Source organism: Halorubrum sp. SD690R (assembly GCF_005435035.1).
Classification (GTDB): domain Archaea; phylum Halobacteriota; class Halobacteria; order Halobacteriales; family Haloferacaceae; genus Halorubrum; species Halorubrum ezzemoulense.
Genome location: NZ_SGTV01000026.1, coordinates 16,120 through 36,692, shown reverse-complemented (window position 1 = coordinate 36,692; position 20,573 = coordinate 16,120). Strand labels below are relative to the sequence as shown.

At 71.5% G+C, this 20,573-nt stretch carries 22 protein-coding genes and 1 pseudogene; 9 read left to right on the top strand and 14 right to left on the bottom strand.

The window, feature by feature from the left end:
• Positions 1–90 precede the first annotated feature (90 nt).
• From EXE41_RS14295 to EXE41_RS14285, 3 genes are read right to left on the bottom strand one after another with little or no spacing between them, the layout of a single operon-like run.
• On the bottom strand, positions 91–735 hold the full coding sequence (locus EXE41_RS14295; RefSeq protein ID WP_049932397.1) for a hypothetical protein: 645 nt from the start codon (positions 733–735) through the stop codon (positions 91–93).
• A 51-nt stretch (positions 736–786) separates the two neighbouring features.
• Positions 787–1,314, bottom strand: a complete 528-nt coding sequence (locus EXE41_RS14290) for a Mut7-C RNAse domain-containing protein (protein WP_049932398.1) — start codon at positions 1,312–1,314, stop codon at positions 787–789.
• A complete protein-coding gene (locus EXE41_RS14285) occupies positions 1,315–3,123 on the bottom strand; it encodes a helix-hairpin-helix domain-containing protein (RefSeq protein WP_137691356.1) in 1,809 nt (602 codons plus the stop codon).
• A gap of 115 nt (positions 3,124–3,238) precedes the next feature.
• Between EXE41_RS14285 and EXE41_RS14280 the strand changes: the two genes are divergently transcribed.
• Both EXE41_RS14280 and EXE41_RS14275 read left to right on the top strand, forming a co-directional pair.
• A complete protein-coding gene (locus EXE41_RS14280; RefSeq protein WP_049932401.1) occupies positions 3,239–3,661 on the top strand; it encodes a DUF2237 family protein in 423 nt (140 codons plus the stop codon).
• Positions 3,662–3,734: 73 nt separating this feature from the next.
• Positions 3,735–4,754: a hypothetical protein gene (locus EXE41_RS14275; RefSeq protein WP_137691355.1), complete on the top strand. Its 1,020-nt coding sequence runs from the start codon at positions 3,735–3,737 to the stop codon at positions 4,752–4,754.
• A 7-nt stretch (positions 4,755–4,761) separates the two neighbouring features.
• On the opposite strand, the gene EXE41_RS14270 is transcribed toward EXE41_RS14275, so the two are convergent.
• From EXE41_RS14270 to EXE41_RS14240, 6 genes and pseudogenes are all read right to left on the bottom strand, one after another.
• Entirely contained in the window at positions 4,762–6,003 is a 1,242-nt protein-coding gene (locus tag EXE41_RS14270) for an MFS transporter (RefSeq protein WP_137691354.1), read from the bottom strand.
• Between the two features lie 149 nt (positions 6,004–6,152).
• On the bottom strand, positions 6,153–6,425 hold the full coding sequence (locus tag EXE41_RS14265; protein ID WP_049932405.1) for a hypothetical protein: 273 nt from the start codon (positions 6,423–6,425) through the stop codon (positions 6,153–6,155).
• Between the two features lie 92 nt (positions 6,426–6,517).
• Entirely contained in the window at positions 6,518–7,909 is a 1,392-nt protein-coding gene (locus tag EXE41_RS14260; protein ID WP_049932406.1) for a signal recognition particle protein Srp54, read from the bottom strand.
• 371 nt (positions 7,910–8,280) lie between these two features.
• Complete coding sequence (locus EXE41_RS14250) at positions 8,281–8,757, bottom strand: PIN domain-containing protein (protein ID WP_086216211.1); 477 nt, start codon at positions 8,755–8,757, stop codon at positions 8,281–8,283.
• Positions 8,754–8,954 (bottom strand): annotated as a pseudogene (locus EXE41_RS20035) (AbrB/MazE/SpoVT family DNA-binding domain-containing protein); the annotation flags it as partial. The gene EXE41_RS14250 and the pseudogene EXE41_RS20035, both read right to left, overlap by 4 nt.
• A 12-nt stretch (positions 8,955–8,966) precedes the next feature.
• Positions 8,967–9,836, bottom strand: a complete 870-nt coding sequence (locus EXE41_RS14240) for a pantoate kinase (protein WP_086216210.1) — start codon at positions 9,834–9,836, stop codon at positions 8,967–8,969.
• A gap of 146 nt (positions 9,837–9,982) precedes the next feature.
• On the opposite strand from EXE41_RS14240, the gene EXE41_RS14235 reads away from it, so the two are divergent.
• The 4 genes from EXE41_RS14235 (at position 9,983) to EXE41_RS14220 (ending at position 13,139) form a co-directional block, all read left to right on the top strand.
• A complete protein-coding gene (locus EXE41_RS14235; protein WP_049932411.1) occupies positions 9,983–10,492 on the top strand; it encodes a zinc ribbon domain-containing protein in 510 nt (169 codons plus the stop codon).
• A gap of 122 nt (positions 10,493–10,614) precedes the next feature.
• Complete coding sequence (locus EXE41_RS14230) at positions 10,615–11,451, top strand: phosphatase PAP2 family protein (RefSeq protein ID WP_086216209.1); 837 nt, start codon at positions 10,615–10,617, stop codon at positions 11,449–11,451.
• 153 nt (positions 11,452–11,604) lie between these two features.
• Positions 11,605–12,090, top strand: coding sequence for a FlaD/FlaE family flagellar protein (locus EXE41_RS14225; RefSeq protein ID WP_049932416.1), 486 nt, complete (start codon positions 11,605–11,607; stop codon positions 12,088–12,090).
• Positions 12,087–13,139 carry a hypothetical protein gene (locus EXE41_RS14220; RefSeq protein ID WP_049932418.1) on the top strand — a complete coding sequence of 351 codons (1,053 nt, stop codon included), beginning with the start codon at positions 12,087–12,089 and terminating at the stop codon, positions 13,137–13,139. Before EXE41_RS14225 ends, EXE41_RS14220 begins: the two co-directional genes overlap by 4 nt.
• Before the next feature lie 29 nt (positions 13,140–13,168).
• Here EXE41_RS14220 and EXE41_RS14215 read toward each other — a convergent pair whose 3' ends face one another.
• The 3 genes from EXE41_RS14215 to sppA all read right to left on the bottom strand — a co-directional run bounded on the left by EXE41_RS14215 (position 13,169) and on the right by sppA (position 16,205).
• Entirely contained in the window at positions 13,169–13,993 is an 825-nt protein-coding gene (locus EXE41_RS14215; protein WP_137691353.1) for a shikimate dehydrogenase, read from the bottom strand.
• A 97-nt stretch (positions 13,994–14,090) separates the two neighbouring features.
• Positions 14,091–15,227, bottom strand: coding sequence for a DUF373 family protein (locus EXE41_RS14210; RefSeq protein ID WP_086216206.1), 1,137 nt, complete (start codon positions 15,225–15,227; stop codon positions 14,091–14,093).
• 42 nt (positions 15,228–15,269) lie between these two features.
• Complete coding sequence (sppA, locus tag EXE41_RS14205) at positions 15,270–16,205, bottom strand: signal peptide peptidase SppA (RefSeq protein ID WP_137691352.1); 936 nt, start codon at positions 16,203–16,205, stop codon at positions 15,270–15,272.
• Between the two features lie 154 nt (positions 16,206–16,359).
• On the opposite strand from sppA, the gene EXE41_RS14200 reads away from it, so the two are divergent.
• On the top strand, positions 16,360–17,889 hold the full coding sequence (locus EXE41_RS14200) for a uracil-xanthine permease family protein (RefSeq protein ID WP_094495244.1): 1,530 nt from the start codon (positions 16,360–16,362) through the stop codon (positions 17,887–17,889).
• 132 nt (positions 17,890–18,021) lie between these two features.
• On the opposite strand, the gene EXE41_RS14195 is transcribed toward EXE41_RS14200, so the two are convergent.
• Positions 18,022–18,945, bottom strand: a complete 924-nt coding sequence (locus tag EXE41_RS14195) for a coiled-coil protein (RefSeq protein ID WP_049932428.1) — start codon at positions 18,943–18,945, stop codon at positions 18,022–18,024.
• 244 nt (positions 18,946–19,189) lie between these two features.
• A complete protein-coding gene (locus EXE41_RS14190; RefSeq protein ID WP_137691351.1) occupies positions 19,190–19,870 on the bottom strand; it encodes a 2,5-diamino-6-(ribosylamino)-4(3H)-pyrimidinone 5'-phosphate reductase in 681 nt (226 codons plus the stop codon).
• Between the two features lie 92 nt (positions 19,871–19,962).
• Between EXE41_RS14190 and EXE41_RS19920 the strand changes: the two genes are divergently transcribed.
• Positions 19,963–20,088, top strand: coding sequence for a hypothetical protein (locus tag EXE41_RS19920; RefSeq protein ID WP_254921775.1), 126 nt, complete (start codon positions 19,963–19,965; stop codon positions 20,086–20,088).
• Positions 20,089–20,127: 39 nt separating this feature from the next.
• Complete coding sequence (locus EXE41_RS14185) at positions 20,128–20,550, top strand: VOC family protein (RefSeq protein WP_049932432.1); 423 nt, start codon at positions 20,128–20,130, stop codon at positions 20,548–20,550.
• Positions 20,551–20,573: the final 23 nt, after the last annotated feature.

The window sequence follows — 20,573 nt, the reverse complement described above, 5'->3', positions numbered from 1 at the left end:
TGCTGTCTCGCGGCCGCCGAGGGCGGCCGCTCGGAGGCGCGCGCCACCGCACCGGGTTCGATTTATAAATAGCGTCGCGGTGCGTCCGCCTTACACCATGTCGCCGCGAACCGAGGCGCCCTCCTGCTCTGTGCGCTGTCGTTTCAACACGTCCGCGGCCTCGGTCGCGGCCTCCTCGTCGGCGCCGAGCATCCCGAGCGCGGCGGGTAGCGTCGGCATCGCGAGCGAGGCCTCGCGGAGGCGGTCGAAGGCCTCGTCGTCGCGCTCGCCGTCGACCCACAGGCAGACCCCGCGGGGGTCGAGCACCTCCTCGTAGGCGTCCCGGGCGAGCGCGCCCTTCAGGCGCTGCCGGACGTTGTCCTCGAAGCCCGCGTTACACACCTCCAAGTGGATCGGCTCGTCGTCGTCAAGGAGTTCGGCCGCGAGGCACTTCTCGGGTGCGGCGTACCCGTTGTCGCTCGTCCGCACGCGGTCCGGGTGCGCCTCCGCCCACTCGGCGTCGACGGTGGTGCCGACGCCCTTCACGCCGTACTCGGCCTCGAACGCCGCGGCCGCGTCGCCGTCGCCGCCCATGATCACGTCCTTGGTGAGATAGACGTCGAGCCGGTCGACCGGGTCGAGTCCGAGCGCCACGTCGCCGAACGCCCACACCTCGCGGACGGGCACCGGCATCGGTTCGCCCGCGACGCGGTCGACGAGCGACTCCAGACGGTCGACGGCCCCTTCGCGTTCCATTGGCGACGACTACGCGTCGGGCGGGCAAACCGGTTACGCTCGGCGGGGCGGTCAGATCTCGTCGAGCCGCGCCGCCACGTCGTCCCAGTGCCCCCCTTTCCAGAACCACTGGCCGCACTCGGTGCAGCGCCACCCCGGGCGCTCCGACCCTACGTCGTCCGGGACGTACTCCGGACGGTCGGCCGACGGGTCGCCGACTTCGAGGGAGTCGACGCGCTCGACGGGCCCGTTACACGAGCCGCACCGCGTCGGCTCGTCGGCGAGTTCGACGCGGAGACCGGCGGCGGCGAGTTCCCGGAGCTGGTCGAGCACGTCGCGCTCGGCGAGGAGGACGGCGTCGACGGCGGGGTCGCCGCGGGGGGCGCGGTCTGCGAGGTCGCGGTCCCGAGTGAGGAGGACGCGGTCCTCGGCGGCCGCGACCTCGCGGAGCCGGTCGTCGGCCTCGATCCCCCGGTCGAGCGCGTAGGCGGCGTCGTACCCGCAGAGCCGGAGGTAGGTGGCGAGCTTCCCGCACATCACGTCGAGCAGGACCGGCGGGCGGTCGGCGGCCGAGGGGGCGCTCCCGTCCCGGTCCGTCATCTACAGCAGGAACGACCGGAGCCCGTCGAGCGAGCGCGCGTTGAGCACGTCGGCGGCCCGCGCCCACCCCCGCCGCGCGGTGTGGACGCCGTACCGCGCGTTGTCGAGTTCGCGCGGGGCGTGCGCGTCGGTGTTGACGGCGATCGTCGCGCCCGCCCCGACCGCGGCCCGGACGAACTCGCCGTCGGCGTCGAGCCGAGCGGGGTTCGCGTTCACCTCGATGGCGGTGTCCGACGCGGACGCCGCCTCTGCGACCGCCTCCACGTCCGGGTCGAGCCCCGGTCGCTCGTTGATCAACCGGCCGGTCGGGTGGCCGAGCACGTCGACGTGAGGGTGCTCGACCGCCCGGACCAGTCGCTCGGTGGCCGCCTCGGCGTCCTGCCCGAGCGCGGCGTGCGGCGACGCGACGACCAAGTCGAGGGCGGCGAGCGTCTCGTCGTCGGTTGAGAGGTCGCCGCCGGCGTCGATGTTCGCCTCGATCCCGTGGAGGAGCGGAATATCGACTTCGTCGGCCGCCTCGGCGACCGCCGCGGCCTGCGCCTCGATGTCGGACTCGTCGAGCCCGACGCCGCCCACCATTCCCGGTCCGGTCGCGTGGTCGGTGACGACGTGGTAGTCGTAGCCGCGTTCTTCGGCCGCCGCGGCCATCTCGGCGATCGAGAAACCGCCGTCGGACCAGTCGGTGTGGGTGTGGAGGTCGCCGCGGAGCTCGTCCGGCCCGACGAGCGGCGGCAGGCGACCCTCGGCGGCGGCCTCGACCTCGCCGCGGTCCTCCCGGAGCTCCGGCGGGACCGGGTCCATGTCGAGCGCGCGGTAGACCTCGTCCTCGCTCTCCCCCGCGATGCGCTCGCCGGCACGCGTCGCGTCGGCCTCCGCGCCGTCCGCGGCGGCTCCGTCGGGCGCCTCGCCTTCCGCGTCGTCGTCGGCCGCCTCGCCCTCCGCGTCGCTCACGTCGAAGAGCCCGTACTCGTTCAGCTTGCGCCCGCGGTCGATCGCGCGGTTGCGGACGGCGACGTTGTGCGCCCGCGACCCGGTGAAGTACTGGAGCGCGGCGCCGAACTCGCCGGGGTCGACGATCCGGAGGTCGACGCGGGTGCCGTCCGCGCGCACGCTCGCCTTCCCGGTGCCCGCCTCGATCGTCGCGTCCGCGGCCTCCCAGTCGGTGAACGCCTCGACGATTGGATCGCGCTCCTCGCTGGCGACGAGCAGGTCGATGTCCCCGATCGTCGGCTTCCACCGCCGGATCGAGCCGCACACCTCGACCGACTCGACGGCGTCGCGGTCGGCGAGGTACGCGAGCGCGTCGTCCGCGACCGGCCGGGCGTCGCCGAGGCGGGTCCGCTCGCGGGCCTCGCGCGCGAACGGGATGTTGTCGAGGATGTTCTCCTCCGTCTTGGCCCCGAAGCCGGAGACCTCCCGGATCTCCTCCGCCTCGGCGGCGGTCTCCAGCTCGTCGAGGTCGCTGATCCCGAGCGCGTCGTACAGCGAGCCGACCGTCTTCGGCCCGACGCCCTCCACCGCGGTCAGCCCGGCCATGTCGACGGGCAGCTCCTCGCGGAGCTCGGTTAATTCTCCGATCTCGCCGGTCTCGACGTACTCGACGATCTTCGCGGCGATGGCGTCGCCGACGCGGTCGATCTCGGCGACCGCGTCCTCGCCGTCGGCCGCGAGCCCCTCGATCGGCGCCGGGTGGTCGCGGACGTTCTCGGCCGCCCGTCGGTAGGCGGTCGGTTTGTACTCGACGCCCGTCGCCTCGAGGAGGTCGGCGAACTCCTCCAACCGCGTCGCGACCTCGTCGTTCCGGCTCATCACGCGACCGTTCGGCGGGACGGCACTTATACCGCCGGGCGAACGCCCGCGATCGGCGCCGTCCGCGGGCCACGTCGACCGGTCGCTTATTCCGACCGAGACCGAACCCGGTAGTATGTCGAGCGACCACGGCGGCGCCGACGGCACGGCGGACCGAAACGTCCTCGGGGGCGAACTGGCCCCCTGCGGCCGCGACCCGACGACCGGCTACCTGCGGGACGGACACTGTCGCGACGTGGACGGCGACGCCGGCGAGCACACGCTCTGTGCGGTCGTCACGGCCGAGTTCCTTCGGTACAGCCGCGACCGCGGCAACGACCTGATCACGCCCCGCCCCGAGTTCGAGTTCCCCGGGCTGGAGCCGGGCGACCGCTGGTGCCTCTGCGTCGGCCGGTGGCTGGAGGCCGCCGAGGCGGGCGTCGCCCCGCCGGTCGTCCTCGAAGCGACGGACGAGTCCGTGCTGCGCGCGGTCGATCCCGACCGACTCCGCGAGCACGAGTTCGACCCGGCGGCGTTCGATCCCGGAACGCTCGACTGAGGTGGGCGCGCGCCGGGGCGCCGTTCGGAGGCGACCCCGGAGGCTTTTTCGCCCCGGCCCGGGACTCCGAGACATGGCCGAGACGGGCGACGCGCCGGACGACAGCGTCCGCGAGCGCGCCGATCGGAGCCGCGTCGCGCTGTGGCTCCTGCTCGACGCCGACCGACGGCTCGTCACGGCCGTCATCCTCTCGCTCGTCTTCCTCGGACTGGTGGCGGCCGGGGCCATCCTGCCCGGCGCCGCCGAGACCCTCCGCCGCGGCGACTCCGTCGACACGCTGTTCCAAGGGCTCCTCACGGCCACGATCACCGGCGTCACGCTCGTGCTCACGCTGAACCAGCTCGTGCTCTCACAGGAGCTCGGCGCCGTCGGCGACCAGCGCGAGCGCATGGACGGCGCGATGGCGTTCCGGGACGACGCGGCGGCCGTCCTCGGCGAGCCGGTCAGCCCCGCCGAGCCGGCGGCGTTCCTCGGCGCGCTCGTCCGGACGGCGAGCGACCGCGCGACCGCCCTCCGCGAAGCCGTCTCCGGGACGACCGACGCGGAGTTGGCCCGGGCGACCGACGACCTGACCGACGCCGTCGCGGAGAACGCTGCCCGGACGACGGACGGGCTCGACGGGGCTCAGTTCGGCGCGTTCGAGGTGATATCGGCGGTCCTCGACTTCAACTACTCGTGGAAGCTGTTCGCGGCCCGGCGGCTCCGCGAGCGCCACGGCGAGGCGCTGAACGAGACCGCGGCGGCGGCGCTCGACGACCTGATCGAGACGCTGCGGCTGTTCGGCCCCGCCCGCGAACACTTCAAGACGCTGTACTTCCAGTGGGAGCTGATCGACCTCTCGCGGCGGATGCTCGTGTCCGCCGTCCCGGCGCTGTTGACGGCGGCGGCGATGGTCGCCTTCTTCGACGCCGAGCGCTACGCCGGGTCTATCCTCGGCGTCGAGGCCGTCGCGTTCTGGGTGGCGCTCGCAGCCGCCGTCTCGCTCGTTCCGTTCGCGCTGCTTTTAGCCTACATCCTCCGGATCGCGACGGTGACGAAGCGCACCCTCTCAGTCGGCCCGTTCATCCTGCGCGAGACCGACGGCGAGCCGTGAGCGGCCGTCACTCCCTCGACTCGGTCAGCCAGAGCCCGGCTGCGACGGCCGCCGCGACCCCCATCGACACGGCCAGCAGCGCGAACGCCGGGCGGAACCCGGCGGCGTCGGCCACGACGCCGACCGCGCTCGGCGCGAGCGCGCCGGCCCCCATGAGCAGCGTCCGGACCACGCCGAGGCCGCCGCCGGCGAGCCGCTCGGGGAGCAGCTCTATCAGGTAGGCGCCCCGGACCGGGCGGAAGCCGTGCGACCCGAGGCCGAAGGCGGCGACGACCGCGCCGGCCGCGAGCGCGCCGCCGCCGAGCGCGGGGAGCGAGACGAGGGCGACGAGCGTCGCGGCCGCCAGCCCGAGCGTGGCGACCATCACGGGGAAGCGGCCGACGCGGTCAGAGAGATCGCCGGTGACGAGCTGGACGAGCGTCATCGCGAACACGAGCGAGTACAGCAGGCTCGCCGTCGGGCTCGTGAGCTCGACCGCCTCGGAGAGGTACAGCGGCAGGAACGCGACGAGGCCGTTGTAGGCGAACGAGAAGCCGACCGTCACGAGGACGAACGCCGCGAACCGGGCGTCCCCGAACAGCCGGAGGTAGTCGCGCGCCCCCGGATCGCCGCCGTCGTCGCCCTCGTCCGCCGCCCCCGTCGCCGCCGGGGACCCGGCGAGCCGGACCGCGGCGACGGCCGCGAGCGCGACGGCGAGCGTCCCGGTGAGCAGGAAGGGGGCGCGCCAGTCGGCGCCGGACAGGCGCGCGAGGACGGCCGCGAGCGCGGGCGGCGCCGAGAGGACGGCGACGACGACCGCGGGCGCGGCGACCCCGCCCATCGCGCCGAGCGTGTCGTGCGCGCCGAGCATCCGCCCGGTGCGAGCGGGGTACACGCGGGCGATCAGCCGCACCGAGACGGTCTTGTGGACGCCCGTCCCCGCGCCGATGACGAGCATCGCGGCCACCAGCGCGGCGAAGGGGGCGTCGACCACCAACGCGAGCGACCCCGCGCCCGCGACGAGCGCGCCGGCGACGATCACCCGTACCGGACCCACCCGGTCCGCGACCGCACCGCTCGGGAACTGTAACAGCGCGTACACGATCATGAAGCCGGTGAACGCGGTCCCGACGGTCGCGTTGCTCACGCCGTAGGCGCCCCGGATCGACTCGAACAGCGGCGGGAAGAGGTACCGGACGAACTTCCCGAGGAACCAGACGAGCGAGACGAGGAGGAGGGCGTCGTACTCGCCGATTCGACGGGAGCGCATCGGGCGTCCTTGCCCGGTCGACGGCATAAAAGGTCTGAAGCGTCGGGCGGCCCGCGGTCACGCGGCGTGTGGGCTCCCGTCGCCGCGTTGCGTTCTCTGTACTCGTGCCGCGTTACCTGCCGCCGCGAGGGCGAACGCCGGCGCGGGCGCTATCCGCCACCGCCGCCGTACGACCCCTTCTGCGCCTCTAGCTCGCCCTCGCGACGGCCGTCGGCCTCGTCGGCGTCCGACGGCGGTTCGGCGTCTCCCGTCGACCGGCGGACCGCGAGCACCCACCCGAGGCCGTACGCCGCCGTCCCGCAGGCGACGCCGCCAGCCGTCCCGAGGGCGGACGCCCCGGCGAGCCCCGAGAGGACGGCCACCGCCGGACCGCCGAGGAGGGCGTATCCGAGGTTGTCGGTCACCACGTCGCGCACGGTCACGCCGGCCTCAACTCGCCCCCGTCAGAAGTGTTTTGTCGTCGCCCCGACCGGATGGAGCGGACAGCCGCACGGGAACCGCCTCGCGGCGCCGCTCAGAACGGGCCCTTGCCGCCGCCCATCATGTCGCCGAGGCCGCCGCCCTCGCCGCCCATCTTCTTCATCATGCGCTGCATATCGCCCTCGCCCATCCCTTGGAACTGGCTGATCGTCTGCTCCATCATCGAGTGCTGTTCGAGCAGCTGCCGGACCGTCTCCTCGTCGGTGCCCGAGCCGCGGGCGATGCGCTCCGTGCGCGACTGGCCGACGACGCGCGGGTTCTCGAGCTCCTCCTCCGTCATCGAGTCCATGATGCGCTCGAAGCGGCGCATCCGGTCTTGGGTGACGTCCATCGCGTCGTCCGGGAGCTCGTCCATCATCCCGCCGCCGAGCCCCGGGATCATGTCCATCACCTGGTCGAGCGGCCCCATCTTGTTCATCGCGTCCATCTGCCGTTTCATGTCCTTCAGGGTGAACTCGCCCTGAAGCATGTCCTCGGGGTCCCAGTCCTCGTCCTCTTCCTGGGTCTCCTGCATCGCGCGCTCGACGCGCTCGGAGAGCTGCTTCAGGTCGCCCATGCCGAGCAGCCGGGAGATGAACCCCGACGGCTCGAACCGCTCGATGTCCTGGACCGTCTCGCCGGTCCCGAGGAAGGCGATCGAGGAGTCGGTCTCGTTGACCGCGGTCAGCGCGCCCCCGCCCTTCGCGGTCCCGTCGAGCTTGGTGATCACGACGCCCTCGATGCCGATCGACTCCTCGAACTGTCGGGCCTGCTCCTTCGCGCCCTGCCCGATCGCGGCGTCCAAGACGAGCAGCGAGCGGTCGGGGTCGACGACGCCTTCGATCTCCTCGATCTCCGCGATGAGGTCGTCTTCGAGCGCGTGCCGCCCCGCCGTGTCGACGATGTGAACGTCCGCGTCGGCCGTCTCTTCGAGGCCGGTGCGGGCGATGTCGACCGGGTCGTCGTTGTCGGGGTTCCCGTAGAAGTCGACCTCCGCGCGCTCGCACATCTGCTTCGCCTGGTCGTACGCGCCCGGCCGGAAGGTGTCGGTCTGGACGACCGCGGGCCGGAGCCCCTTCTTCGAGAACCACCACGCCATCTTCGCCGCGGAGGTCGTCTTCCCCGACCCCTGGAGGCCGGCGAGGAGGATCGTCTGGTTTTCTAAGGGGAGCTCGGTCGAGTCGCCGACCAACTCGACCATCTCCTCGTAGACGATCTTGAGGACGTGGTCCTTCGCCGTGGTGCCGCCCGGCGGCTCCTCTTCGAGCGCGCGGGACTTGATCGAGTCCGACAGCTCCATCACGAGGGAGACGTCGACGTCGGCGGACAGCAGGGAGCGCTGGATCTCCTTGACGATCTCCTCGACGTCGCTCTCGGAGAGTCGGGACTTCCCCTGGAGCTTGTCGAGGCTGCTCCGCAGGGACGTGCCGAGGTCGTCGAGTACCATTTGCCGGAGCTAGGCGGGCGACGCGGTAAAGCTTTGTTCGTCGGCGGGCGCTGCGAGGAGGCCGCGTCGAGGGCGGCGACTGGGACCTCGACGGGAGAGAGCGGCTTCGAGAGACGGCGGTGTACCGGTCGTCGCGATCGGACGGGACGGGGAGATACAACTGTGCGAGGGGTTCCACCGGGCGGCGGTCGCGTCCGTGTTCGAACTCGACGAGATTACGGTGAACGTCCTGTGTCGCCACGAGGAGTGACAACGGATCCGGGACCGGATCGCCTCCGATCCGTCCGCGGCCCGGAGTCAAGAACCGCCGATCGAACCCCGCGAACACCCGGACTTGCGGGACCTCTTTCCGGACGAAACCCGGTAACCGATCACGCGGGAGACACGGTCAGCGACGGGAAGTACGTCGAGTAGAACTCCTCGTCGAAGCTGACCAGTCCGTCGCAGTCGACTGCGGCGTGCGCGCCGATGAGGAAATCGGCGGCGACGTGCTGGCGCGGTGAGAGCGACTTGCCGCACGCCTCGCAGTCGACGGACCGCTTCTCACCGCACGCGGGACACTGGATTCCGTCCGGACGGCGGTCCACGTATTCCCGGAACCGCTCGCCCGCGGCGAAGCGCGCCTCGCGTGAGGGTTCGGTCACGTCGACGCTGAAGTCCGCGAGAAAGCGATCGAGGTCGGCGGCCGATGCGAAGCGGCCGTCGGCCGCGAGTTCGGCGTAGACGACGGGCGCGGCAACGACCGCTCCGTCTCGATACGCGCGCCTGAGCGCCGCCCCGCTTGCGTCAGCGCGTTCGTCGTCGTACAGCAGCCCGAGGAACGCGTTCGTGTCGACCGCCGTCGTCACGGGTCGGCACCCGTCGTCCCGCCGTCGGAACCCTCGTCGGTTTCTGGTGGGCCATCGACCTCTCGCGGGTACTCGCCGCGGAGTCGACGCATCCGCTCCGGCATCGTCTGGTTGCTGTCGGCGCTTCCGCGATGCTTCTCGAAGGGGTCGTCGCCGTCTTCTGTGGTCGTCGCCCGCTTCTGGAGCCGATACTCGGATCCGAGGCGCCCTCAGTCGTCAACGAGCCGCGCGCCCGCGGCGTCGATCCGGCAGGCCTCGGGGTCGTAGCCCGCGTCGGAGAGCCCGGTGCCGAGCGCGAAGACGGTGCGGCCGAGCATCGCCATCGCGGCCTCGCCGCCGGCCGCGTCGACCGCGTCGATCGCCTCGGCCACCTCGGGAACGAGGAGATCAGCCTCGCCGGCGAATCCGCGGGCCGCGTCCATCAGCGTCGGGAGCCGCGGGTCCGCCCGAAGCCGGTCGAGCGCGTCCTCGCCGGCCGCCGAGAGGGCGTCCGTGTCGCCGCCGAGTACCTCCTCGGTCGACAGCTCGCCGAACGTGACGTACTCGACGCGCGCGCTCGCCGGCACACCGTCGAGCTCGCCGACGCCCGGCGCGCCGGGTTCGAGCCGGACCGGGACCCCGCCGCGCGCCTGCGCGACCACGTCGCCGAGGCCGGTCCCGCGGTCGACCTCCGCGGCGTGGGCGACGCGGACGAGCTCGTTCTCGGAGCGCCCCCGGTCGAACGCGTCGTTCGCCGCGAGCGCGGCCCCGAGCGCCGCGGCGCCCGAAACGCCGAAGCCCGCGCCGATCGGGAGGTCGGTCTCGACCGCCACGTCGGCGGCGGTCGCGTCCAGTTCGGCGAGCACGTCGTCGACCGCGCCGATCGAACCGACCTCGCCGTCGATGGTCGTCTCCCCAGCGGCGGCGGCGTCCGCCACCGTGTCCCCGTCGTCCGCCGCCGACACTCGGACCGTCACGCCGTCGGTGAGCGTCACGCCCGCGCCGCGCGACCCGGCGACGGTCGGGTCGTCGTCGCGGTGCGCGCTGAAGAAGGCAGTGACGTGACCCGGGACGAACGCGGTCGCCCGCTGGCTGCTCATGTCGCGGCCGACGGCCGGGCGGCGATTAACGGTTGTTATCCGCGACGGGATCCCCGGGGCGTCCGCGCGACGAGAGCGACCGCCCGGCCGCGGTCGCTCGGTGCGACACCGCAGGCCTAAGTACGGGCCGATCGAACCCGGGCCGTATGCGAAGCCAGTTGCGTCCCGTCCTCGCCGCCGTGCTCGCGCTGGTCCTCCCGGGGCTCGGCCACCTCTCGCTGCGCCGGTGGGGCCGGGCGCTGCTGTGGCACCTGACGATCATCGGCGGCGGCGTCGCGCTGTTTGCCCTGTACGACGTCGAACCGGTCGACCCTCTCGCCGACCCCGCGGCGGTGTCGGCCGCGGTCCCCCCGGACGTGGCGCTGCCGATCGCGCTCCTGTCGCTGCTGTCGGCGCTCGATGCGTACCTCGTCGGCCGGACCGTCGTCGCGGAGCGCGAGCGCGCCGCCACCGCCGAGGCGATGCGGCGTCAGGTCGAGCGCGCCGACGGCGACGACGGGGCGGGAGCCGGTCACGCCGCGCCGGTCGCGGCCGTGAGCGGCGGGGACGGCGAGGCCGTCGACGTGACCTGTCCCAACTGCGGCAAGGAGATCGACGCCGACCTCGAATTCTGTCACTGGTGTACCGAGCCGCTCCCGTGGGCAGAGTCGGACTGAGTCGACGGGGCGGTGCGGAGCGCGGCGGTCGTCGGAGACGCGGACCGACCCACCGCTACCGAGGGAGTAATACCGGTCCGGTCCTGGCCTCGTACCGACGGATGACGGGTGAGACGTAGTCGATGATCGAGCAACTCCCGGTCGAGTTCCTCCGGCTCCTCGGCGTCGTCCTCGCCGCCGTGGTCGCCGCGTTCGCCGCGCTGCTACCGGCGTGTGTCGGCCGCGATCGAGTCCGGAGCGTCCTCGCGGACCGCGAACTGCTCCGCGAGCGCGCGCGCAGAATCGCGCCGTACGTCGGCGGATTCGCGCTCGTGCTCGCCGTCAACAAGGGCCTGCTTCGACGGCTGGAAGCGTTCTCGTTCGAGTACGGCTACCGCGCGACGACCGCCATCTACGCTGTGGAGGGCGACCTCGTGGCCGCGATACAGGACGCGATCCCCCGGGCCGCGGTGTACTACTTCGGACCGATATACGTCGTCGGCTACGTCGTGTTGCTCTCGTTCCCGCTCGTGGCGTACGCGTTCGCCCGGAATCTGCGACCGCTGAAGCGACTGATCGCGGCGTACGCGGTCAACTACGCGTTCGCGATCGCCTGCTACGCCGGGGTCGTCGCGTACGGTCCGCGCAGCTACCGCGACGTGCCCGGTGCCGACCAGAGCGCCGCGAGCGTCGAGCCGCTCCTCCTCGACTGGTTCCGCGGCGTGACGCGGCTGACGGCGCGAGTGAACGTCGAGACGAACGTCTTCCCCTCGCTTCACACCGCGCTGTCGGTGACGGTGCTGCTCGCGGCCGTCTTTACCCACGAGGAGTTCCCGCGGTGGACGCCAGTGGCCGCGTTCCTCACCGCGAGCATCGTGGTGGCGACGATGTTCCTCGGGATCCACTGGGCGACCGACGTGGTCGCCGGGACCGCACTCGCCGCCGGCAGCGTCGCGCTCGCGAACCGCGTCGTCGACTGAGCGGCCGCACACGGTCCGCGCACGAGCGCGCGGCGAGCGCTCCCGGCGCCGGTCGTGCCACCACGACGTTTCTCACCGCTGATAACCGAGGCCTAACTATCATATGACCCCGCCGTGAGGATTCGGGTACGGACGCGAACGACGGACGGAAACATGAGTCTGAATCCACGACGATACGACGTACGGGAGCTGCGCCGGATCGCGGACGCGCCGCGAGACGGTGCGGACGGGGCGCCTCGGGAGCGGGCGCTCCGGCGGCCGAACCGGAACCGAGCCGAGCAGGCGGCGCGCTCGGCCGCGTTCACGGAGCTGCTCCAGCGTCAGCGTGGTGCGCGGTTCGACGGCGACGACCCCGCGGATCGGCCGTACCTGACGGCGATCCCGGCGTCGCCCGCGGCGGAACGCGAGATCGGCGAGTGGCTCGGCTACCTCGTCGACGTCGGCGGCCACGTGCGGAGCCGGGACGTGCTGTCCTACTACGGCGAGCTCGACTGGGTCGGCGACGACGCGGTCGCGGCGCTGACGCGCCGGCTGGAGGGGTTCGACGCCCCGACGCGCGACCGGCCGTTCACGCCGGCGGACCACCGGATCAGTCTCGTCTCCATCGTCCGGATCGCTTCGTGTGCGAGTGACCAATGAGCGACGACGAATCCACGGACATCAACGAATCGGACGAATCGGCAGCGGTCGGCGTAAAACTCGGCAGCACCCGAACGGTGCTCGACGTTCCCGACGGGCGGGGCGGACGGGAGCGCCACTCGGTGCTGACCTGTCTGGCGACCTACGAGGACGCCATCACCGGCGAAGAGAAGGTGCTGTTCGGCGAGGAGGCCGCGGTCGAGTACCCTGACCGCGTGCGCTTCATGCTGCGGTCGGGCCTCCCCGAGGACGACGACAGCGTCGCGGACGCAGAGCGCTTCTTCGAGGCCATCGTGGACGCCTACGACGTGCCCGAGGACAGCGCGGTCGTCTACGCGGTGCCGACCATCGACAACGAGGCGGGCGTCGAGAACCTCAAGTCGGTGATCGAGGGCTCCTCCATCGGCCAGGTCGAGACCCGGAGCTACCCCGAGTCGCTGTGCGGGGCGATCCCCGCCTACGGCGACGACCTTGACGCGATCGACGAGGTGTTCGTCTCGGTGAACCTCGGGTCGACGACGATGGAGGCGTGCGCCTACCGGCGCGGCGAGCAGCTCTCGCCGTTCTCGACCGGCTCGGTGACGGGTAATGAGGTCGACCGCCGGATCGTCGCCGCCGTCGAGGAGGAGAGCCAGGGCCGCGTCCACATCGACCGGACGACCGCCCGCGAGTATAAAGAGGAGCACGCGGACGTGTACGACTTCGAGCCGTTCACAGACGTGATCCAGCAGCCGGGCGGCGGAAGCCACGAGTTCACCGTCGACCGGGGCGTCCGCGAGCCGGTCGACCGGTACATCGACGAGGCGGTCGACGTCGTCGCCAACGAGTTCCTCCCGGAGCTCGCGAACGACCACATGAAACCATACCAGCTGGCGCTCGGGCGCCCCCTCGCCGCAACCGGCGGCATGGCGTGTATCCCCGGGCTCACCGAGGAGTTCGAGAAGCGCCTCGCCGAGGAGCTCGACCGCGACGTTGAGGTCGTCTCCCCCGACAGCCCCGCGACCGCGGCCGCGGAGGGCGCGGCGCGGATCGCGGAACGGCTGGTCTGAGCGGCGAACCTCCCGTCCCGAACCCTTTCTTACTCCAACGCAGCCCGCAGCGCCGCGTTCATCGCGTCGACCGGCGCGTCCTCGGCGGTCCAGATTTCGAACGCCTCGACGCCCTGATACAGCAGCATCCACGCGCCGTCGACGGTCGTCGCGCCCGCGGCGGCGGCCTCCCGCAGCAGCCGCGTCTCGACGGGCGCGTACACCGCGTCGAGGACCGCGAGGTCGCCGTGGAGGTGTTCCGCGGGGACGGGGGTCTCGTCGGGCGCTTCCATTCCGACGCTCGTCGCGTTGACCAGGAGGTCCGCGGCGGCGACGCGCTCACCGAGGTCGTCGAGGCCGCCGCTGGTCGCGTCCGGAACCGCGTCGGCCAGCTCGACGGCCCGCTCCGCGGTGCGGTTCGCGACGTGGACCGTCGCGCCCGCGTCGGCCAGCGCGAACGCGGCCGCCCGTCCCGCGCCGCCCGCCCCGACGACGAGCGCGTCTCGCCCGTCGACCGCCACGTCGTGGTGCGCGAGCGCCCGGGTCACCCCGGCGGCGTCCGTGTTGTGGCCGCGCGGCCGGTCGGCCTCGCCGGCCCGGACCGGCCCGTAGTCGACCGTGTTGACCGCGCCGATGCGCGCGGCGAGCGGGGCGGCGTCGACCGCGTCGAGGGCGTCGCGCTTGAACGGCACCGTGACGTTGAGCCCCGCCACTCCGAGGTCGGCCGCGCCCGTGATCGCCGCGGCCGCGGCGTCGGCGTCCGGCTCGAAGGTGACGTACCGCGCGTCGAGGCCGAGCGCCTCGTAGCCCGCCTCGTGTAGCGGCGGCGACAGCGAGTGCTCGACCGGGTTCCCGATCAGTCCGTAAACGTCCATGCCCGCCCCCGCGGCCGCGACCGACAAAAGGCGGTCGGTCGGACGACGCGTCCGCGGTCTACCCGTGCCCTCGCGGCTGAACGTCTCGTCCGGCCGTCTACTCGCGCTGCCCCTCGGCGTCCCGGTCCGCGTCGATGACGTCTTCGAGGGTCTCGGTGCCGACGTCGCTGGCGACCTTGACGCCGACGAGCGACACGACGATTCCGCCGACGATGAACGCCGCCAGCTGCTGGACCGGGGTCATCGCCATCCCGTACGCCGACAGCGGCTGCCGGATCGCCTCCTGGGCGAGGAAGTAGCCCGCGAACCCGCGGACGACGAGGGCCACCGCGGCGATGACGAACGGGAGGTTGAGGTACGGCGTCCGGATCCCCTCGTCGCGGATCAGCTCATCGAGCAGCCGCCCGACGGCCGCGGTCACGCCGGCGACCGCGAACCACGGGACCGCGACGAAGGTGAACTCCACGACCTCGACGAGCCGGGGCGATCCGGGGGCCAGCTCCGAGGCGGCGAGGAAGCCGAAGAAGCCGCCGACCAGCGCGAGCCCCCCGGCGACGACGTACGTCACGACCGACACCTGTCCGGCGTACAGCGCCTCGCGGACGCGCTCGGGCATCCCCGCCATCAGCCGGTCGATCGCGAGCCCCTTGTACAGCAGCGCGGCGCCGAGCAGCCCGGCGACGCCCGCGACCGCTTCGCCCGCGGAGAACCAGGCGAACAGCGCGGGCACGAGGAGCAGCGCGACCCCGACAGGGACCAACACCGTCGACCGCAGCTGTTCGTCGGCGAGGAACTGCTTGAGGAGGTAGTAGGTGGACTCGATGTCGCGGGCCTGCCGGACGACGACGCGGTCGACGGAGTCGACGGGGACCCGCGACTCCACGACCGGGAGGACGCGCTCGTCCTCGGCGGAGTCGACGACGACGATCGCGGCCCGCGGGTCGTACCGCTCCACGAGGTCGTCGAGCTGGGAGGCGATAGAGCGGTCGGCGCCGACCGCCGTGTCGCTCTCGGCGGAGACGACCGCCACCACCGACTCCTCGCGTTCGTCCCTGAGGTCGCGCGCGACGCGAAGCGACTCCAGCAGGCAGTTCACGCTGGCGTCCTCGGGGTCGTCCAGCCCGGCGTCCGTGACCAGCGACCGGACGGCCTCCCAGCCGGCGACCGGCATCGGGACGTTGGTGGCGCGGCCGATCGCCCCGGAGCGGTCGACGCAGATGACCAGCGTCGTCACGTGTCGACTCACACCGCGACCGGACAAAAATCCTCCCCGTCGCTAGCGGAACTCCACGTCGATGTCGCCGCCGTCGTCGACGAAGGCGTCCGCGACGCCGCTCCCGGCGGCGAACGCGACCCGCTCGGCGCCGATACCGAGCCGCTCCGCCAGTCCGCGCTCCGGCGTGAACTCGCGCACTTCCGGCTCCGCGCCGATCAGCTCCGCGAGCCGGTCCTCCACGTCGTCCTCGGTCCCGAGCTCGTCGACGAGCCCGATCTCCGCGGCGTCGTCGCCGAGGTACACGCGCGCCTCGGTCTCCCGGATCTCTTCGGGGTCCATGTCGCGTCCCTCGCTCACGGTCTCGACGAACTGCTCGTAGTAGCCGTCGATGATCCCTTGGAGGTACTCGCGTTCCTCCTCCTCGATCTCCTTCAGCGGGACGCCGGCGTCCTTGTACTCCCCGGCGGTGAACTGCTCGTAGGAGATCCCCAGCTTGTCGGCGAGCCCCTTCGCGTTCGGTCGGGAGCCGACGACGCCGATGGAGCCGACGAGGCTGGCGTCGCGTGCCCACAGCTCGTCGCAGCCGCTCGCGATCCAGTACCCCCCGGAGGCGCAGGTGTCGGTCGCGTACGCCACGGTCGGCCCGTCGAAGGCGGCGGCGGCCCGCCGGATGTCGTCGCTCGGGACGACCTCGCCGCCGGGCGTGTTGAGCTCGACGAGCAGCGCCTCGACGTCCTCGTCGTCGTCGGCCGCCTCGATCTGCTCGACCACGTCGTCGGCGGTCGCGCCGCCGGGGCCCGAAAGCGGCGAGGGTCGCCTCTGACTTCGCCTGATCGGCCCCGACACGGTCACCTTCGCGGCGTTGTACTCGTCGGCGTCACCGAACCGCCCGCCGGTGAGCCGCGAGAGCACCGCTCGGCCCGCGATCGTCGTCGCCGCGCCCACCGCGGCGGCCGCGAGCAATCCCTTCCGTCCGTTCGCCGGCGCGTCGTCCATACCGTCGGTTGGGCGCGGGACCGTTTATATATACTGTCGTCGGCCGACGCGCGTCGCGGAGCTACCGCGGCACAGCACCGTACCTCCCAACGGGCCGACCCGCGCCCGCCAAGGGCCGAATTTTTGTACCCCTGCGTCGATGAACGCCACAGGAATGGGAGGGAACGAGGACGACGACGCGTTCGTTCGGTACGGCATCGACGACAGACCACCGCTCGGGAGGTCGCTTCTGCTGGGCGCGCAACACTACCTCACGATGGTCGGGGCGAACATCGCCGTGCCCCTCATCCTCGCCGGCGCGATGGGCATGCCGGAGTCGGTCATCCCCCGCTTCGTCGGCACGTTCTTCGTCGTGTCGGGGATCGCGACGCTCGCGCAGACGACGTTCGGCAACCGCTACCCGATCGTTCAGGGCGCGCCGTTCTCGATGCTCGCGCCCGCGCTCGCGGTCATCGGCGTCGTGACGGCGAACCCGCCGGCCGGCATCGAGGCTTGGCGGGCCGCCCTGTTACAGCTTCAGGGCGCGATCATCGTCGCCGCGCTCGCCGAGGTCGCGGTCGGCTACTTCGGCCTCGTCGGTCGACTGCGGAAGGGTCTCTCGCCGGTCGTCATCGTCCCGGTCATCGTCCTCATCGGTCTCTCCCTGTTCAACGCCCCCGAGATCACCACGGCCGATCAGAACTGGTGGCTCGTCGGCCTGACGCTGGTCGCCATCGTCCTGTTCTCGCAGTACCTCGGCGCGCGGTCCAAGCTGTTCCAGCTGTTTCCGGTTCTCCTCGGCATCGTCGTCGCGTGGGTACTCGCGGCGTCCCTCTCGGTTCTCGGTGTCTTCGGACCGGAGACGCCGGGTTACGTCGACTTGGCGAGCGTCGCTGCCGCCGACCCAGTTCACCTCATCTACCCGCTTCAGTGGGGCGTGCCGAGCGTCACGCCGGCGTTCGTCATCGGGATGCTCGCCGGCGTCGCCGCCTCGATCGTCGAGTCCATCGGCGATTACCACGCCGTCGCCCGGCTCTCCGGCATGGGCGCCCCCAGCAGCGAGCGGATGACGCACGGGATCGGGATGGAGGGGCTGATGAACGTCTTCTCCGGGGTGATGGGGACCGGCGGGTCGACCTCCTACTCCGAGAACGTCGGCGCCATCGGTCTCACCGGCGTGGCCTCGCGGTACGTCGTCCAGATCGGCGCCGCGCTCATGATCCTCGTCGGGTTCGTCGGCTACTTCGGCCAGCTCGTCGCCACCGTCCCGAGCCCGATCATCGGCGGACTCTACATCGCCATGTTCGCCCAGATCGTCGGCGTCGGGCTCTCGAACCTCAAGTACGTCGACCTCGACTCCTCGCGCAACATCTTCGTCGTCGGTATCGCGATGTTCACCGGACTGGCCGTCCCGGAGTACATGCGGAGCGTCGGGGGCGCGGACGCCCTCCAGCAGGGGCTGGTCGAGGTCTTCCTGTTCGGCCCGCTCCTCGGGGCCGACGTGGTCGCGAACACGGTCTACGTCATCGGGTCGACGGGGATGGCGGTCGGCGGGGTCGTGGCGTTCCTCCTCGACAACTCGATCCCGGGAACGGCCGCGGAGCGGGGCCTCACCGCGTGGGAGGACGCGACCGAGGCGGACGCGGAGTTCACATCTGCGTACGACCGCTTCGTCGCCGAGGACGAGCCGACGCGCACCGACTGAACGGCGTCGAGCCGAGCCGTTCGGTCGGGATCGCCAATCCTCGGCGGACCCCCGACGACCTGCGCGTGGCGGGCGACGGACCCGTCGCTCGGCGCGTCGCAGAAGAACCGCAGAAAGGTCGCGTCGCCCGGCTTACAGGAGGCCGGTCTTCTGGAGCTTCATCAGGTCCTCGGTGTCGAGCGTCTCGCCCTCCTTGAACTTCTGATAGATCTCCTCGGCCTCTTCCTTCTCCTCTTCGCGCTTCTCGGCGCGCTCGTCCTCCCGCTCTTCTTCCTCCTTCTTGTCGAGCTCGCGCAGGCGCTTCTGGACGCGGACGAAGTCCTCGTGGTGGCGGTCGGCCGCCTCCTGGGCCTCGACGAACAGCTCGTGCATCTCGTCGGCCTCGTCGCGGATGTCGTCAGCCTCGCGGTAGGCCTCGATCATCTGGTTGTGGTGTTCCTGGGCCTTGTCCGCGAGCTCCGTCACCTTCTGGTGGTGCTGGGACGCCTCGGAGCGGACCTCCTCGGCCTCCTCGACGAGGTCGTCGAGCTCGCTCGTGTCGTCGACCTTCTCTTTCTTCTCGGCGAGCTTCTCGCGTTTGTCGTCGATCTTCTCGATGAGCTCGCGCTCGTCTTCGGCGTCGAGCACTTCGGTCTGCTGGCGGAACTCGAGGTCCTCGATCTCCTCTTCGAGCTCCTCGATGGACTTACCGGAGCCGAGTTCGAGGTCCTGTTTGAGCTCCTCGACCTCGTCGAACAGCTCGTTGGCCTCGGCGTTGAGCTCGTTGCGCTTGTCCTTGTGCTCCTGGACCTGCTCGTTGAGCTCGTCGCGCTGTTCGCGGTGTTCCTGGGCCTCGTCGACCTTCTCTCGCGTCTTCGCGTTGAGGTCGTCGCGCTTGGAGGCGCGCTCGGACGCCATCTGGTTCAGCTCGTTGCGTCGGTCTCGCAGCTGCCCGGCGCGTTTGATAAGCTGCCCCTTGGAGCCGTTGTCCAAGTCGTCCTCAGAAAGGTCCACGTTGTCCGCCTCGTCCATCGGTTCCACGTCGTACTGCTCGATGACTTCTTCTTTCGTTACCATTTGTTATCTCTCCATCACCGCTCCGGCGATAGCGGACGCTCGCTGTGGTGCGTCGGGCCGTCTGCAGGAACTCCCGTTCATTTCAGCGTGCGATTCCACCAGCGCCAGAGGCGTTCTGGTACCCGCAACTACCTGCGGACGGCATATAAATACTTCGGTGATTTTCGTGTACACCGGTGGCACGGCGCGTGTACTCCGCGATTTCGTGGTTACCGTTCACACGCCCCGGGCCGCGTCCCCCTGCTCACGACTCGCCGCCGCCACCGCCGACCTCGTACGAGAGGACGATCCCGTCGTCGAACCGCTCCGTCTCCGCGAGCGTCAGGCCGGGGAACTCCTCGGTGAACCCGGCCCCGTCCGCCAACGTCGGCGCGTCGCGGCCGCCGATCACGAACGAGCCGACGTAGACGTGGAGTTCGTCGACGAGGCCGGCCTCGAAACACGAGAAGATCACCTCGCCGCCCCCCTCGACCATCAGCCGGTCGACACCGCGGTCCGCGAGCTTCTCGAACCCCTCGGCGACGTCGACGCGCTCCTCGCCGGCCACGATCACCTCCGCGCCGGCGTCGGCGAGCGCCGCTCGACGGTCGCGGTCGGTCGCGGCAGAGACGAGGAGATACGTCGTCGCCGCGTCGTCGAGGACCCGAGCGTCCGTCGGCGTCCGTCCGGTCGAGTCCACCACGACGCGCGCGGGGTCGCCCGGTCGCCCGTTCTGGAGCCGGCCCACGCGACGGTCCTCCTCGTCGAGGGTGAGGTGCGGATCGTCCGCGAGGACGGTGCCGACGCCCACGAGCACCGCGTCCGCGGCCGCCCTGACCCGGTCGACCCGGTCGAAGTCTTCCGGGCCGGAGATCCGGAGCTGTTCCCGGCGGCGGGTGGCGAGCTTCCCGTCGACGCTCTGGGCCGCGTTGACGACCACGTACATACCGGAGGGTCGGCCGGCGGCGGAATGGTCGTTTCGGTCCCGGGGGGTCGCTCGTCCGAAGGTATATCGGTCGCGACGCCGAAACGACGGTGATGCGGACCTCGACGCTCTTAATACTGGTCGGCGCGCTCCTGTTCGTTCTCCCGCTCCCGGGGACGTTCGTTCTCGGCGCGCTGGTCGTCCTCGCCGGCCTCGTCGCTCGCCTGTTCGGGCTCTGAGACGACACGGTTTCCCCGGCGCCGGCCGAGCGCCTACCCGTGTCCGACCCAACCGCCCACCACGTCGGGATCACCGTCGCCAACTTGGACCGCGCCGTCGACTTCTACGCCGAGACGTTCGGCCTCGACCTCGTCGCCGAGTTCGCGGTCGGCGGCGACGCCTTCGCCGAGGCGGTCGCCGTCGAGGACGCGTCGGCCGAGTTCGCCCACCTCGACGCCGGCGGCTCGATAGTCGAGCTCGTCGAATACGAGCCGGTCGGCGAGGAGAGCCCCGACCCGCCGGAGCTGAACCGTCCCGGGGCGACGCACCTCGGCCTCTCCGTCGACGACGTGGAGGCGTTCTACGACGGCCTCGCGGACGACGTGGAGACGCTGAGCCCGCCTCGGCCCACCGAGAGCGGGACCACCGTCCTGTTCGTCAGGGACCCCGAGGGGAACCTGATAGAAGTGCTCGACGCCTGAGCGGCGCTGCGCCGGCCGGTCCG